The organism is Pedobacter jaeyakensis (assembly GCF_054461315.1).
On the sequence record NZ_CM136921.1, the window covers coordinates 2,128,276 to 2,144,691 of the forward strand.

The 16,416-nt window shown below is 39.4% G+C and carries 9 protein-coding genes; 8 read left to right on the forward strand and 1 reads right to left on the reverse strand.

The annotated features are described in order from the left end of the window. Positions 1-27: 27 nt before the first annotated feature. From ACXZ1K_RS09525 to ACXZ1K_RS09560, 8 genes are all read left to right on the forward strand, one after another. Positions 28-1,140, forward strand: coding sequence for a DUF5007 domain-containing protein (locus tag ACXZ1K_RS09525; protein ID WP_458973154.1), 1,113 nt, complete (start codon positions 28-30; stop codon positions 1,138-1,140). A 25-nt stretch (positions 1,141-1,165) separates the two neighbouring features. Beyond that, positions 1,166-4,330 (forward strand): SusC/RagA family TonB-linked outer membrane protein, encoded by a 3,165-nt coding sequence (locus tag ACXZ1K_RS09530; RefSeq protein ID WP_458973155.1) that lies wholly within the window; start codon positions 1,166-1,168, stop codon positions 4,328-4,330. A gap of 24 nt (positions 4,331-4,354) precedes the next feature. Next, positions 4,355-5,977, forward strand: a complete 1,623-nt coding sequence (locus tag ACXZ1K_RS09535) for a RagB/SusD family nutrient uptake outer membrane protein (RefSeq protein ID WP_458973156.1) — start codon at positions 4,355-4,357, stop codon at positions 5,975-5,977. An 18-nt stretch (positions 5,978-5,995) separates the two neighbouring features. Then, the gene (locus tag ACXZ1K_RS09540) at positions 5,996-6,772 is read left to right on the forward strand and encodes a hypothetical protein (RefSeq protein ID WP_458973157.1); all 777 of its coding nucleotides are present in this window, start codon (positions 5,996-5,998) and stop codon (positions 6,770-6,772) included. Positions 6,773-6,845: 73 nt separating this feature from the next. Next, positions 6,846-8,465, forward strand: a complete 1,620-nt coding sequence (locus ACXZ1K_RS09545) for a DUF5008 domain-containing protein (protein ID WP_458973158.1) — start codon at positions 6,846-6,848, stop codon at positions 8,463-8,465. A gap of 50 nt (positions 8,466-8,515) precedes the next feature. Next, on the forward strand, positions 8,516-10,333 hold the full coding sequence (locus ACXZ1K_RS09550) for a DUF4983 domain-containing protein (RefSeq protein WP_458973159.1): 1,818 nt from the start codon (positions 8,516-8,518) through the stop codon (positions 10,331-10,333). Between the two features lie 78 nt (positions 10,334-10,411). Next, on the forward strand, positions 10,412-11,893 hold the full coding sequence (locus ACXZ1K_RS09555) for a hypothetical protein (RefSeq protein ID WP_458973160.1): 1,482 nt from the start codon (positions 10,412-10,414) through the stop codon (positions 11,891-11,893). 44 nt (positions 11,894-11,937) lie between these two features. Then, a complete protein-coding gene (locus tag ACXZ1K_RS09560) occupies positions 11,938-12,966 on the forward strand; it encodes a PKD domain-containing protein (protein WP_458973161.1) in 1,029 nt (342 codons plus the stop codon). 99 nt (positions 12,967-13,065) lie between these two features. On the opposite strand, the gene ACXZ1K_RS09565 is transcribed toward ACXZ1K_RS09560, so the two are convergent. Further along, on the reverse strand, positions 13,066-16,401 hold the full coding sequence (locus tag ACXZ1K_RS09565; protein ID WP_458973162.1) for a VCBS repeat-containing protein: 3,336 nt from the start codon (positions 16,399-16,401) through the stop codon (positions 13,066-13,068). Positions 16,402-16,416: the final 15 nt, after the last annotated feature.

A 16,416-nucleotide genomic window follows, 5' to 3' on the forward strand; every position in this document is an offset into this window, starting at 1 on the left:
TAAGAGATTTTAAACCAAAAGACTATTATGCAAAACGCAATTAAATATAAGGCTTTGATACTGTTAACAGCAGTAATTGCTTTCTCCGGTTGCAGGAAGATTTTTAATCTGCCGGATGAGCGGGATTATCTAAGCACCCGAGCAGATTTCACCAGGAAGGATTTTGATCCGATTTTGGGCAGAACTAATGACTACAAAGACATTTTCAATGCTGATAATTCCACTTTTCCAATGACCTTTGAGATTTTAAATCCAAGGTTTGGAGATGGTAGACCAGCAACAGATATGTTGCAAGCTAAGCCGGTTCTGGTTTGGACAGGTGAATATACTGGTAAAGAAACCAGTTTAGCGGAAATTGAAGCAAAGAGAAAAATAGAGAATCATCCAATTTTGGAAATGAAGAACTCTGGGGAGCTGATATTTTGGAATTCAGCTACAAGAGACATTATTGCTCCGAGAGATTCGGTTGTTTATCCTCAGAATGTTCGTTATTTTGATGTTCGTGTTACCAATTCAGGTGGATCAAGGGTTATAAAGAATCTAACAGTTACGCCAAGAATTGATGTACCTTATGAGCCGGCTGACGACTATAATCAAATTACTGGATTACCAAATACTACTACTCCAGGAGGAAAGGCAAGAATATATAACTATCCAAATGTTTCAGGAATCATTAGAGGCGCTACCACAAATACACAGTTTGATGGCGCGAGAAATCCAAATACAGGTTTGATATATATGTATATCAGAAAGTACACTGGAGATGATGCAAATGGTAGTACATTAAGATTTAAATTCCTGGATAAGGATTCTGTTGCCATTGATCCTGTCAAATTTGGAGATACCAAGTGGGATCAATTGGTTCATGGATTTAACAAGAAGATGACTAAAACCTATGTTAAATATGACGTGGCTTACCCAATACCGTTGGCTAGGGTACCAAGTATGTACACAGCCGGTGGTGTAACAAGTACAACTGGTGGTGACCAGGCTTATGTTGAGTTTAGCTTTTCCCGCTTAGGATTTGGTAACGTCAGAGAGACAGGAAAGATCTCTACCAATTTCAAAATTTTTGAAAAAGGAGATTGGGAGATTGTATTCCATTTCAAAACTGTTAACCCGAAATTCGAGAACGATTAAATCCTAATGATAAAAAATTAATACGATGAGAAAACAAATTATTTTGCTATCAATTTTTTTCAGTTGCATTTTTATGTGCGTGGATTTGATAGCGCAAACTAAAAAGGTTACCGTTAGGGGAACCGTTATAGATGCGGCGTCCAAGGAACCGATGGTTGGAGCCTACGTATCGACGGGGTCGCCATTAAAGGTTGTAGCTACAGTTAACGCAAATGGTGCCTATTCAGTAACTGTGGATGACGGTGCTACACTAACATTCAGTTATATCAGCTATGATAATATACAGGTTAAATTAAAGCCTGGTCAAACTATTGCTAACGTTTCATTATCCGAAACCAAAAACCAGTTAAGTGATGAGGTTGTAATTCGGGGTTATGTTAAAAGAACCCGTGAAACTACAACTGGTTCATCTTATATCGTATCTGGTAAAGAGGTGCAGGATGTTCCGGTAGGTAACGTGGAGCAATTGCTACAGGGTAAGGTTGCGGGTTTGAACATTCAGAACAATACTGGTGCTCCAGGTATGCGTGGTAGTACCAATATTCGTGGTCTGTCTACCATTACCGTAACAGGTACTGGTGAGAATGCTTTCTTACAACCAACATCACCACTATATGTAATTGATGGTGTACCTATGGATGCAGACAAAGCATCAGAATTTGGTTTTGATCAGCAAGGTCCTGGCGTAAGTCCACTTTCCTTAATTCCTCAGGAAGATATCGCCAGCATCGAGGTATTGAAAGATGCAACTGCAACAGCATTGTATGGTTCCAGGGGTGCTTATGGAGTTATCTTGATCCAAACTGTACGTGGTCAATCGGAAATTCCTAGAGTTGTTTATACTTCTAATTATTACCTTTCGAAAGTTCCAAAACTTCGTGAAACTTACGGAGGTGTTAATGAGCGTAATTTCAAGTTGGCACAGATTAATCAGTATGGCATATTTTCTGATAAATATTTAATCTCCAATACGCCGTTCTTAGCAGATAGTTTGAATGCGTTTTATAACAACTCTACAGACTGGCAAGATATTTTCTACAGCGATCAATTCAATACTACTCATAACGTTGCTTTGGATGGTGGTGATCAGAAATTCAACTATAAAACTAACGTAGGTTACTATTCGCAAAATGGTATTATTGCCAATACTGGTTTTGAGCGTTACAGCTTGAACATGAACATGGAGTTTAAACCTACTACCAGATTGCGTTTTTATGGATCATTAAGAGGATCATTAGGTAAGGTTCAATCGGGTTCAGGTACTGGTGTTTTACAACGTGTAGTAGATCAAAGTTCACAAAGATCTTCATTGCTGCCTGGCCCATCATTCTTATTAGCTACCAGTGATGTACTGACTACCTTGCAAATCAGGGAAAGTGCCGGTCCAAGAAACATTAACGCGCAGATGGACGCTAGTTATGAATTGTTTCCTGGAGTTAATGCGAGTACCACGACCAATTACGATTATACTACTGAGATCAAAGATACTTTCCTTCCTGCGGCTGCCAATCAACAATTCGCTGCAGTTTATAATTACAGTGGCTATAGCTCTCAATTGTATAACAGAAATAACATCTCCTATGTTAAATCAATCAATGAGGCGCACAACTTTTTCTTAAACTTATTTAGTGAGTTGTATGTAAGAAAGAATCAAATTGGTATCACTTCCCTAACGAGATTGCCAAACGATCAATTCGAAGGTCCTTTGGGTTATGACGGTTACTTTTCAAGAGGTGGTGGTATCTTAACCAGTTTTTACGATTTAAAAACTGTAGCTATTGCTGCTGCATTTACGTATGACTATAAAAAGAAATATGTAATGGACTTAACTTACCGTATAGATGGTTCGTCAGCAAGTGGTCAGTTAGACCCTTACTCCAGAAACCCATCAATTGGTTTGAAGTGGAATTTTAACAAAGAAGAGATCTTCAAAAATTCAAAATGGTTGTCTTATGGTGACTTGAGGTTAACCGCTGGTCAGAATATCTATCCTAACGGCGCCCTTACAGATATCTATGGTCAATATGTTCCAAGACAGTTTTACAATAATTCACCGCGGATCGGGGTTGATTTTGACCGTGTACCGAATCCTTATTTGAAGGCAAAAAATGTTATCCAGTACAACTTAGGATTTGATGTTGGCCTTTTCGATGGTAAATTGGATGTGATCTTTGACACCTATTACAAAAAAGTAGATAATGAGTTATTTAATAATAAACTATCAAATGATCTAGCTTTTACTAATTATACAAGTAACGGTGTTTCCCTTGCGAATTATGGATATGAGTTGTCATTAACCAGCCGTCCGTTATCTAAGCAAAGTAAATTACAATGGACCATCTCTGTAAACGGTGCATGGAACCAGGATGTGTTGTTAACCTTGCCTGAACAATATAATGGTCAGTATATAGATCAAAGAAATCAGGATAATATTGCGCAGTACATCGCGTTGAGAGTTGGCAGAAACTCGTTATCAAACTATTTGTTTGTTAATCAGGGCGTGTACGCAAATACTTCTGATGTTCCAATTGATCCTGTAACTGGTTTAAGAATGAGAAATGGAGGATTTGGTTCCACATTGAATTCTTACCAAGGCGGTGATGCCCGTTTCTTTGACGCAAATGGTGATTATTTGATCGATAACAGAGACAGATTGATTTCTGGAAACACGCAGCCTTTGATTACTGGTGGTTTTACCAACACCTTCACCTACGGACAGTTTTCGCTGAATTTTTACGCGTCATTTACAGCTAAACGTTCAGTGCTGAACAACGCACTTGCAAAAAGATTGTTGTTATTAAGCAACCCATTTGGATTCTCTGCGGTTCCACCAGCTGATCAATTGAACATCTGGACTGGACCTGGTGATTCTGATGCAACGTATGCTAACGCATTCAATTATGCACATGAGCAGTATATGGGTAACTTTAGGTTTGAGCAAACTTTATGGCAGGAGAATGGAAGTTACTTTAAAGTAAATCAGGCAACTTTATCTTATAATGTACCTAAAAAGACTGCTAAGCGTGTTGGTTTAAATGGTATCCGTACCTATGTATCTTCAGCTAACTTAATTACCTTCTCTCCATATTCTGGTCCAAATCCTGAGAATGTTACAAATTTAGGTAAAGATTTATCCAGCGGTTATCCAAACCCAAGAACATTTACGCTTGGTTTTAACGTTACATTTTAATTGAAGTCACGAAAAACATAAGACATGAAAAAAATTATTATTTGCTTATTAATTGTGGTAAGCGCTTCACAATACGGTTGTAAGAAATTCCTGAGTATAACCCCAATTGACAAGTTAACAGGAAATAACTTTTACCAAAATGCCACTGATATCGAGAGTAATATCTCAGATATGTATGGTCAGATGTTTGATAAATATACCCAAACTTCGTTTGCAGGAGCAACCGGTGAGTTTCGCTCTGGTGAGGTAATCCCAGCAGTTCAGGGTGGTGATGGTAGAAGGGGAACAGGCCGACTTGGTGGTCACACCAGGCAAACTCCAGATCCTCAGGGTAACCTTGCTCCGCAGGTAATTCCTTTGACCACCGTTAACGACCGACTTTTATTAGAAGGTATCGATAACAGCCGTCCATGGGGTGGCTATAATTTCGCATCATTAACACAGTGGAAAGAGTGGTATCAAATTATTCAGCAAGCTAATATCTTGGTTAGCAAAATTGAGGAGGGTATCCCAGCCTTAACCGATGCAGAAGCTAAGAGATATATTGCTGAGGCGAAATTTATCCGCTGCATGTGCTATTTCCAAATGGTTAGGTTATATGGTGATGTAGTTTATTATACCACACCTTATCAGAAAGATCCGCTTCCTCGTGAAAACATGGTGTCGGTGATCAATAAATGTATCGAAGATTTGAAGGGTCCTAGAAATGATTTGCCGCTAACCATCTCAGATCCATCCTTGCGAGGAGTTAGGGCTACTCGTGGTGCTGCAATTGGCTTGTTGATGAATATGTACATGTGGAATGCTGGTTTTGATCCGGCTAATAAATCCAGAAACTATACTGAAACTGCTGCATTAGGTGAGGAAATTGTTAAGAGTGGTGCGTTCAGGTTATTACCAATGAATGAGTGGGCTACAGTAGCGAAAGGTCGTTCAGAGGAAAGTTTGTTTGAGTTGTTCAGAACATTGAACTATAACCAGGATTTGAACAACCCATTTGCGCAGGCAAATGCTTACTCGCCTTTCGGTGATGCATTTATCCACTTCCCGTACAAAGTGCCAGAGTACACCCACCGTTATAGTTTTTCAGTTTTCACAGCTGAGTATATGAACAAGCTTTTTCCTGATTTGAATGATCCTAGGTTAGCCATATGGTTTACAGCACCATTTGACCAAAATGCGGAGACTTTCCAATTGAAGAAATTCGCTGTAAATACTTTTGTGGATGCAAACAATCCTAATTTGGATATCAACCCGGATAACACCTATTTAATCATGCGCTATTCAGATGCTATTTTATTAGCGGCAGAAGCCTATGCGGAAATGAATATGACTTCACAAGCAGGTACAATGTTGAACCTGGTAAGACAGAGAGCCTTGGGTGCACCTTTATATCCTAATGGAGCAAAAGATGGTGATCTTAAAGACGCAATCTTCTGGGAACGTGCAAAGGAGCTTTTGGGTGAAGGTAGTCACTACTACGATTTAGTAAGAACCAAACGTGTTTTAAGCAAACTTTATACTGATAACCCGCTTACTTCAGATAAATTTAACCGTGGCGGTTGGACATATCCAATCAACTCATCCGCTTTGGAAAATAATCCGTATATGACTTTGAATTCATATTGGATAGGTACTGGTCTTTAATCTAATTGAATTAAATAAATGAAAAATTTTATAAAGAGATATTTTACACCAATTGCAGTATGTTCAGTGGCACTGATCATGATGGTGTCTTCTTGTGCCAAAGATGATTATTTTATTGATGGCGGGCTTGCTAAAGCCCAGTATGATGGGAGTGTATTGCAGTATCTGCAAACACACTCTCAATTTGATTCCATTGCGCAAATTGTTAAGCTGGCGGGTATGGAGGATGTGTTCACCAATGAGGACATCACTTTCTTTGCGCCTACTGATGAGGTGATCAGGAGAACAATTGGTCAGGTTAACAGTACAGTTGATAATTTAAGGGGTGGATTGAACCAGCGTTTGTTTGATGCACGTAAAGATACTATTAAAGTATTGGGAGATGTGCCTTCTGCAACCTGGAAAAAATTCTTGATGCGCTATCTATTTAAAGGAAAATTAGTTTTGAAAGATTATCCTCAATTGGATTTTAACTTAAAACCACTTTATCCTGGAGGATATTATCTTGGCTATAACAATGACTTATCCAATATTGGTGTGGTATATAATAGTGTTGCAGGTGTAGCCTATACAGGTTACCGTCAATTGCATATTTCCTTTGTTCCTGATCCATCAGATAAGAGTAAGTTTATTGCGGTACCTGTAGCTTCGTCCGATATACAACCTAAAAATGGTGTCGTTCATTCACTTTCGATCTACCTTGGGTTCTACAATGGACAAGGATTTATTTCGCCAGGAGCTAACTTGTTTGGATTCAATGACGACTTTAATACGGAGGTGCTTTTAAGCAAATAAAAAATTTGATCAGAATACTTATATTTATATAGTGACTGAGAAATATTGATGTAAATAAATTAAAATAAGCATTATGAAATTTAAATATACCAGTTTAGTGATTGTTGCAGCCGGGTTGTTGATCGGTGGCTGCAAGGACAAGGGTACAGACTTCCCCAACCCTTATGATGGAGGAAAATCTGCGCTGGGTATCGTGACTAACGAACAACAAATTCCTGTACCGGAATCTGGTGAAGTTGGAACAACTGTGAAGATTGCTGTTACCGGAGCTAAATCATATTTTGACAAGGGAGAACTGGTTTTTCAGTTCAATGGAGAGAAGGCAGATATCGTATCGGTAGATGCAGCAGGTATAACTGTGAAGGTTCCAACTAGGGCAAGTACAGGTGTTACTACTTTTAAAGTTGGTAATGAATTGGTATTCGGACCATTATTTACTGTAACTGGTAAAGTTAAGGTAGACCCAACATGGAAAAGTACTATTGGCGCTGATAATACGGTTGTAAAAGCTTACAGATTGCCTGATAACAACATCATGATCATGGGAGATTTCCAGAATTATGACAATAAAGGTATTGTTAAACCAATCCGCAGGTATACCAGATTATTGAAAGACGGAACCTGGGATCGTACATTCCAACCTGGAGCCGGTGCGAACGGTACTGTAAATGATATGGTAATCTTGAATGGTAAGTATTACATTGCTGGTGATTTTAGCGGATACGCTCAAAGAGGTGGCGATATTAGTAAGATTACCCAGATTAATAGCACAGGTGTTATTGACACCATTGGTGTAACTACCTATTTAAAGAAAACAAAATATGTATCGCCTTTCAATGGTGGTGTAGACAAGGTTATTCGTAGCCTTTACACTTTCAATGGAAAGTTAATTGCAACGGGTGACTTTAACTATTATTTGTCTCGTCGTTACGATCAATCCAGCTATACTTATAAAGACAGTACTGTAATTGATAGTGTTGATGTGAGACAATTGGTTCGCTTTAACTCTGATGGTACCTTAGATAAAACCTGGAGATTTTTACCGAATGCACCAGGTTACAAAGGCATTCTTGGTAAGAGCTTACCGGGTGGAACAGGTAGGTTGATGTCAATTATGCATACTGATGGTAGAATTCTTTGCTATGGAGAGTTTCCTAAGTTTGATGATGCTACTGTTGGCCGTATCATTAGATTAATGGCTGATGGTACCATAGATCCTACATTTAATGCAGGCGGTGCCGGTGCAGATGATAACATCTCTTCGGTAAGTTATAATGCCACTACCAATAAGTATGTTGTAGTTGGAAGGTTCAAAACGTTTAACGGTGTGCCTGCATTAAATATGGTTCAATTGAATTACGATGGATCAGTTGATGTTTCGTTCAAACCAAAAGCATTTATAGGAGGTCAGCCTTATTTTGTTAAGCAGTTATCTGATGGGCTTTCTGTTGTAGCGGGTGACTTTAAAACTTATGATGGCGTATCCAGAAGTGGTTTCGTGATTGTTGATAAAACTGGAGAGTTAGCTGCAGGATATAATACTATAGGTAACGTAATCGGATCAACACAAAAATTAAATGATGTGTTGGAAATGCAATCTGAAGATGGTAAACGTGCGTTATTATTGATGGGACGCTTCAACACTTTTGATAGCAGACCGTACAATAACATCATCAGAGTAACGATAGAGTAATCATGAGAGATCAGTTTAAAACTAACCAATTGAAAAATAAACTAAAGAGTATGAAAAATTTTAAATACCAATCTTATATTGGTGCATCTCTCTTTGTATTGGCCCTGGCGAGTTCGTGTAAGAGCGATTTCGATAAAGTTGTACCAGGTGCTCCTGCAATTAATACAGGTGTGGAATATAAGGTTCCTAAAGTACTTTACATCATCGCTGATGGTGCTAGGGGAACATCTGTAAGGGATGCAGAGAGTGTGAATATTAAGTCACTAATTCCTAATTCAATTTACACCTGGAATGGATTGGCCGATACCAGTAAGGTTGACGCAACCAATTGGGCAGATATGATCACTGGTGTAAAGAAAGAAAAACATGGTGTTTTGACTGAAGATTTTGCTGCAAATCGGTTATCACAATATCCGGCAATTTTCCAACGCATTAAGTCAGTAAATCCAAAATTACGTATCGCTACATTTGCCGCTTCTTCTGTGTTTAAAACACAGTTGACGGGTGGTGCGGATGTTTCAGAAGCATTAGCAAATGATGATGCAGTTAAGACAAGAATGGTTGATTTCTTGAAATCTGATACCGCTTCGTTGGTTTTGGGACAATTCTCAGGTATTGAGGCAGCTGGTAAACAAGCAGGATCTGGTTTTGATAATTCTTTTGCACCATATAAAGCGGCAATTAATGCATTTGATGCTAGAGTTGGTGAGTTATTGACCGCAGTAAAAGCCCGACCTAATTATCTTAAAGAAAATTGGTTGATCATTATTACCTCTAACCGAGGCGGTCAATTTACTTTGCCGGCGAATCAAGATGATAAGACAGTATTTAGTAATACCAATGCAAACGTATTTACCATTATCAATAATTCTGGTTTCAAGAACACTTTCATTGGCAAACCTTTCTTAGGAAATTCTTTCGCAGGTGCTGCTGTGCGTTATAAAGGTGAGCCTGATAAAACTCAGGGTTTAACTGCTTCTACAGTATCTCCAAACTTTAATTTTGGCAACAGTGACTTTACCGTTTCTGTAAAGGTCAAGAAGAGCAAACCAAGAAATACGAGTAGAGGAGACTATTTCTATCAGTGGCCTTCGATTCTAGGTAAACGTGATCAAGCTGGCTGGGGTAATGAAAATCCAGGATGGGACATTTGCTTATTCTATAATGGATGGAGGTTCTTTGGTCAAGGAGGTACTGGCTTTGACAGAGGCACTGAGATTGGAGGTTTAGATTTTAGTGGCGGTACCTGGCATGATTTGACATTTACGGTGGAGAGAAAAGCGGATAATTCCAGATACGTACGAATGTATACTGATGGTGTTAAAGGCGTTACTAATGGTCAGGATGGAAGTAACCGTACTTGGGACGGTCCGGGTGGATCTCCATCAAGTCCCGTTAACGTGGAAGTAAAACTTACCGGTCAACCAAACTTTGACAACAATGCACCTTTACGTGTGGGTTATAGCCCTGGTGAAAGTGATGGTGATCTAGGTAGTATTAACATCAATCTTGCGGAACTTAAGATCTGGAAGTATGCTTTACCTGAAGCTACTATTAAACAATATTCTTGTGATCCAAGCATGGATTCGAGTCACCCTTATTACGATTATTTAGTAGGTTACTGGCCTTTAAATGAAGGCAGTGGCGCAACTATGAAAGATATTGCTGGACCATACTCAGCTAACTTTACGTTACAGGGAACATATGCCTGGGAGAGTTTTAGTGATCTATTATGCTCACCAAGCATAACAGCTTTAGGTACATTAGTTCCTAAAAACTCCGATATTCCAGCGCAAATTTTAAGCTGGTTTAATATTGCTCGTCAAGATGCTTGGGCTTTAGACGGTAAGGTTTGGATCTCTAATTAATTATACAGGGACCTGTATTTAATTTACAGGTCCCTTAATATTTGTTTACATACACTACCTAAATAAATCGAACAAAAAATGAAAAAAATTTTTACTTACTCGCGCTTTGGCCTTTTGGCTTTAGTCGCACTTTTCACAGCTTCTTGTGAAAAAGAAAAGCTGGACGATGTGCTCTCCAAAGAGCAATTTTCTTCGGTTGGTATCTCTGTGGCGAGCAGAACTGACGTAGGTACAGGAAGTACCTTCACTTTAACTGGTGGTGAATTAACGGTGCCTGTTACCGTGCAGTTTTCTGCAGCCACGACGCGCGCATTCTCTGTTCAATTGGTTGCCAATGTTGACACTATTGCTGGTTTAGTTGCCTCATCGGCATTGCCTGCAAATACTGTTGCTTTACAAAACGGGACCTTTTCTATTCCTACAGTTCTTAATGTACCCATTGGTGTTACAAGCGCTACTTTTGATTTGGTAATCAGCAGGTCGTTCTTAGAAACCAGATATGGTAAAGGAGTTGCTTTTGCTTTAAAACTTCAGTCTCCAGGGAAAGGTAACAATATCGCTGCTGGAAAGAATGTTTCCATTGTTGTTGTTAAAACTGGCGAAACGATTGCACCAGAAGCTGTTCATTATGTATCATTTGGAACTAGTAAGACTTTATTAATTCCAGATTCAAAAAGCTATTCTATTGGATCTCAAGATATCACTGTCAATGTTCCATTATTGTTGTCTTCTGTTGCGGGTCCGTCATTTACGGTTGACGTAGTTCAAAGTGACTCTGCTGCTAATGCTGCAATTGCTAGTGGTGCGATCACCAATGCTGAATTGCTTCCATCAAGCCGCGTAGGTTTAGGAACAGGTAAAGTATTGTTTGACGTGAATAAGAATACGGCTAATTTGGCATTAACTACCAATTTTGCTACATTGATGTCAAGAACTAATCACAAGTGGGTAGTGGGTTTAAAAATTACCAATCCTACGAAATATCAAGCCAGTTTAACTAACAAAACCATTGTAGTTGTGATTGATGCTAATTATTTAACCAGACCTTATGTTGGGAACGATCCAAATTTGGCCAGGGTTTATACAGGTACACCTTTCTTGATACCAGGTACTATCGGAAAGGCATCAGAAATGATTCCAGCGGCGATTTACGACGAAGGTGGTGAGGGTATCGCGTTCCACGACAATGGTGGTAAAGATGGTGTTTCAGCATTCAGACCAAACGACCAGGTTGATATCGGTGATTATATCCCAAGAAGTGTCGTAGGATGGACTGGTGATGGTGAGTGGTTAACTTACACCATCAACGTTGAAACTGCCGGTACTTATGAACTCAACTCAATCATTGGTTCTAACGGTAATGACGGTAAGTATAAAGTGTTAATAGATGGTGTTGACATTACTGGAGATAAAGCGGTGAAAGGCACGCCAGGCGCTTACGGTGATCAACAACCAAATTACATTAACATACAATTGCCGGCTGGAAGACATATCTTTAAGTTTTATATGGTGAGAGCAACTTACGATGTACGTGGTTGGATCTTTACCAGAAAGAGCTAACCACTCCAGCAGCAAAAAAGTAAAATAAACCAAACCACAATTTCATGAAAAACTTATTAAAGCCAATAGCGCTGTTAATTTTCGCGGGAGCATTAGTCTCCTGCGAAAAAGACAGGCTGGTGTCGATCGAAGACACAGGAGTGATTACCAATCCTCTAGCAAATTATGATATCGTTAAAGGTGACGATGCATTCACTTTCCAATTTAAAAACACCTCAAAAGACTACGCAAGATTAGAGTGGAGATTTGGAGATGATTCTTTATCAACTTCAGTTAATCCAAGTCATGTTTATTCCACTACAGGTAAGTATCAGGTAGATTTAAAAGCATTTTCTTCTACCGGTGCAGTTACCAGGAAACTGGTTGACATCAATATCATTCCTGACAGTGCGGCGAAGATTACGGCGACTAAAACCGGTGTAGCTAATCAAGTTAAATTTTCTGTAGTTGTAAAGGCTACAGTGAAAAGTATTGAATGGACTTTTAACGACGTATCTCCGGCGGTTAAAAGCCAAGAGTTATCGCCTGTTAGAACTTATAAAGCAGGTTCTTTCAACTCTTTCAGCGTTAAAATTATCACCAATAAAGGATCAGTTATCAATTTGAGTAAGTTTGTTACTCCGGAAGGAATAGCAGAAAACATTACCCAAAATAATATTGGTTTCACACCTTCAAGAAACAATACCAATACAAATGAAAATGCTGCGAAGTTAATTGACAACAATTTGGAAACTAAGATCTATCTAGGTGGGCCTCCGTTTCCGTTGACATTTACATTCCAATATGCGTCAGCCCAAACAGTAAAAATCTATGCTATTGGTAATGCGAATGATTCTGAAACCAGAGATCCAAAAGTTTGGACGATTGAAGGTTCAATGGATGGTAACGCATGGACTATACTTGATTCGAGAAGTTTGTCAACTACATTATATGTGGCTGGGGGTAACAAATTCAAACAGTTGTTTTACTTTACAATCGCGGATCCAAAACCATTCGTATTTTACAGATGGAAAATTACCTCAACTTCTGGCAGTGCAAACTTCCAGGCGTCTGAAATTAGGTTGTTTAGATAACGAATTTTTATAGGATAAGAAAGGCAGCTTGTATTTTATCAGCTGCCTTTTTTTGTTTTAAGCTAGTCAGATATTTAGCTTTCGAAGCTGGCTGCTAGATTATTTGTTTAATGTAAATGCTCTCATTTTCTGCTGGTTGATGCCAAATAGCAACGTATTATTGAGTTGAATCACACTCCTCACGTCACCCTTAAGGTTTAGCCCACTATTGGTTACATATTTAAATGAACCTTTACCATTGCCTGCTAGTAATACGCCGTGATTGGCATCATATTTTCCAAAACGGATACGAGACTGGTTGATGTTTCCGCAAAGGAGTAAATCTTTGTGTCCATCATTATTAAAATCTAAAGAGTTGATCGTGAATACCGGCGCAAATTGTGCCTCAACAGGTAGGGGTTTCTCTGCAAACTTCCCTTTACCAGAGTTTTCAAAATAGGCGGTTTTAAAGTAGGTAGCTTTTAATTTCTTAGCGCCTTGCAGCTCTTCAGGGGTAAACAACTGAGTCAAACTTGCGTTAGCAAAACTTGAATAATTTGGAAACCTTTGCCGCATCAGGCTGATTTGGTCTAACAATTCATCCCTGCTGAGGTAAGGACAACTTACCCCCATAATTGGTAAACACAAAATTGGGTCTATGGCCCCATTGTCGTCAAAGTCTTTATAAACCATTTCAGCGGGCAGCTTTTCGCTGGCAACACATTGACTGTTTAAACCAAGATTGCCCACCAAAAGATCAAGTTTCCCATCGCCATTCATATCCTCAACCTTTAGAGTATTCCACCAACCTGAATAGTCTCTTCCGAAATAGCGCTTAGTTCTGTTTTTCAGTTTTCCGCCTTCATTGATATATATCGTAACTGGCATCCAGTCGCCAACAATAATCAAGTCGTCTTTTCTGTCATCATTTAAGTCAAGAACAGCCCCATCAGTTACCATACCTATACGTGCCAAATCAGGAGCAATCTTTGTAATTTGGTTGGTAAAATGACCTTTCCCATCATTAATCAACAGAAAGCTTTCCGGTGTTTCAGGATAGGAACCTGGCATCACGCGACTTCCGACAAACAAATCAGGTTTACCATCTCCATTAAAATCGCCAACCTTGGCGCAACTCTTACTTATATGCATTTCAGGCAGTGCATCTATTGCCTTTGTCAACTTCCCTTTTCCATCATTCAGGTATAACCTATCCTGAAAAAGAGGATCACCATCTTTATAGTTTCCGTAACCCCCACTCACCACATACAGGTCTGTGTGACCATCTCCATTAGCATCAAAAAATAATGCGTCAGTATCTTCACTCATCGCATCCGCTTTAAACGGACGATCATCTTTCAGGAATTTACCGCCCCGCTGTTGGATAAAAATAGCCCCGGGCTTATTTACATCACCACCTACAAATACATCTTCCAGTCCGTCATTATTGAGGTCAGCCTTGGCCATACATGGCCCGTCAAAAGATAACGAATTGACCAGCAGTGGCAGACGTTTAAAGTCGTTGATGTCATTTTTAACTTGTGCCGCCAGGATAGGAGAGGGTATCTCTTTAAATACCGGATTTTCTTTTTTAGGTCTTTGATAATTTTCCTTTGCATCGCTTTCACTAAGTATCAATTGCTTGTTAGCAGTTACCTGAGTCAGTACTTGTTTCTTTCCGCTTAGCCAAACCACCCTAACAGAGTCAACAATCTTCTCGCTGCCTAATCCGAAATGAATGTTCTGTGAAACACTAGATAAATATCCTTTTGATGGCATTTGTTCGATACACTGCTGTTTTCCTTTGTTAAATACCGTAACTAGTGCGCCCAAACCATCTGTGTTCTTACCAGATCCTTTTAATCTTACCTTCAGGTAATTCTTTGAAGAATTGGTTTGGTTTTGATAGATAAATGGAGTCTTATTGATATTATTTACAATGAGATCTAAATCCCCATCATTGTCCAGGTCGCTGTATGCGGCACCATTACTATTAGAAGGAATGTTTATTCCCCAGTCAGCCCCCTTGTTTTTAAACAAAGAATTCCCTTCATTCTTGAAGATGTAATTTTTTACGTTTGAAGAGGGAACATGCTTTAACATGGCAACCAAATCTGAAGGTGCGATATCGCCATTCTTGCTCATCATGTACTCTTCATTGTATTTAAGCACGTCCATATTAGTAAAGTCGCGCATATAGCCGTTTGTAATAAAAAGATCTTTCCAGCCATCATTGTCATAATCAGCAAACAATGGAGCCCAGCTCCAATCTGTATTTGAAATACCGGCTAGCTGACCAATTTCACTGAAGGAGCCATCTCCGTTATTGATTTGGAGCATATTGCGCTGATACTGATAATAGAAACCGTTTCGAAGATTGATATTAAATACTTCGTAATTATCCAGGCCGGCAAGCAGCTTCTGTCTCCTGTCATCCTCTGGAAGCATGTCTAATGTAAAAATATCCTGCAGTCCGTCGTTGTTTACATCCGTTATGCTGTTTCCCATTGAAAAGAGAGAAAGGTGGTCTAGCATTTTGGGTGCCTGATCGGTAAACGTTCCGTTTTTGTTGTTGATGTAGAGCCTATCCGGAACCGCATAATCATTAGACAAGTAGATGTCTGGCCATCCATCACCGTTGATGTCTGCAACGCCGCCAGCCAGGCCGTACGACAAGCTAGACATATCTATTCCAGCCTCTTTGCTTACATCCTTGAAATGACCATTGTCATTTCTAAACAATTTTGACCTGGCAGCAGGGTCCTCCTGCGTTTTCAATTGTTTGATGGTGATGTCGTCCAGGTTACTTAACACTTTAGCATTGTCATTACATAAGAACAGATCCAGATCACCATCCTTATCGTAATCGAAAAAGATGGATTGCTCACTGTAGGAAGGATCATCTACACCGTACTTTTCAGCCTCCTCAACAAATGTTGGAATTCCCTGGGCATTTGGACCCTGATTGATGAACAATTGGTTTCTTGTTTTCGGACTTACCTCCCTTCCGGAATAGCAAACATATATGTCCAGCAATCCGTCTCCATTTACATCCGCCATGTTTACCCCATTCTTCCAGCTGTCGGCCCTGCCGACTACTCCGGCTTTTTCAGTGATGTCTTCAAACTGCATGTTACCTTTATTTCGGTACAATCTGTTTCCGGTCATGTTCCCGGAAAAGTAAATCTCATCTGTACCGTCATTATTTAAATCGCCAACAGCAACACCACCACCGCTGTAAAAGCCCTGATAAAACCCACCCACATTGTTATTGAAATCTTCCTTTACCACATTATTAAATAAAATCTTTGTACGTGAAGAATCAAGAAGGACAAATAGGGGTTTTTCAGACCCTTCATTTGAGGCTTTTTCTTTTGTTTGCCGACAAGAAAACAGGAGGGTTAGCGCTACGAAAAAAAAGGTAGAATATCCGGCGAAAATTATTGGTGACTTCATGAATGGTTTATAATT

Coding starts and splice junctions, on each gene's coding strand:
- ACXZ1K_RS09525 (WP_458973154.1), top strand. CDS start 28: ATGCAAAACGCAATTAAATATAAGGCTTTGATACTGTTAACAGCAGTA.
- ACXZ1K_RS09530 (WP_458973155.1), top strand. CDS start 1,166: ATGAGAAAACAAATTATTTTGCTATCAATTTTTTTCAGTTGCATTTTT.
- ACXZ1K_RS09535 (WP_458973156.1), top strand. CDS start 4,355: ATGAAAAAAATTATTATTTGCTTATTAATTGTGGTAAGCGCTTCACAA.
- ACXZ1K_RS09540 (WP_458973157.1), top strand. CDS start 5,996: ATGAAAAATTTTATAAAGAGATATTTTACACCAATTGCAGTATGTTCA.
- ACXZ1K_RS09545 (WP_458973158.1), top strand. CDS start 6,846: ATGAAATTTAAATATACCAGTTTAGTGATTGTTGCAGCCGGGTTGTTG.
- ACXZ1K_RS09550 (WP_458973159.1), top strand. CDS start 8,516: ATGAAAAATTTTAAATACCAATCTTATATTGGTGCATCTCTCTTTGTA.
- ACXZ1K_RS09555 (WP_458973160.1), top strand. CDS start 10,412: ATGAAAAAAATTTTTACTTACTCGCGCTTTGGCCTTTTGGCTTTAGTC.
- ACXZ1K_RS09560 (WP_458973161.1), top strand. CDS start 11,938: ATGAAAAACTTATTAAAGCCAATAGCGCTGTTAATTTTCGCGGGAGCA.
- ACXZ1K_RS09565 (WP_458973162.1), bottom strand. CDS start 16,401: ATGAAGTCACCAATAATTTTCGCCGGATATTCTACCTTTTTTTTCGTA.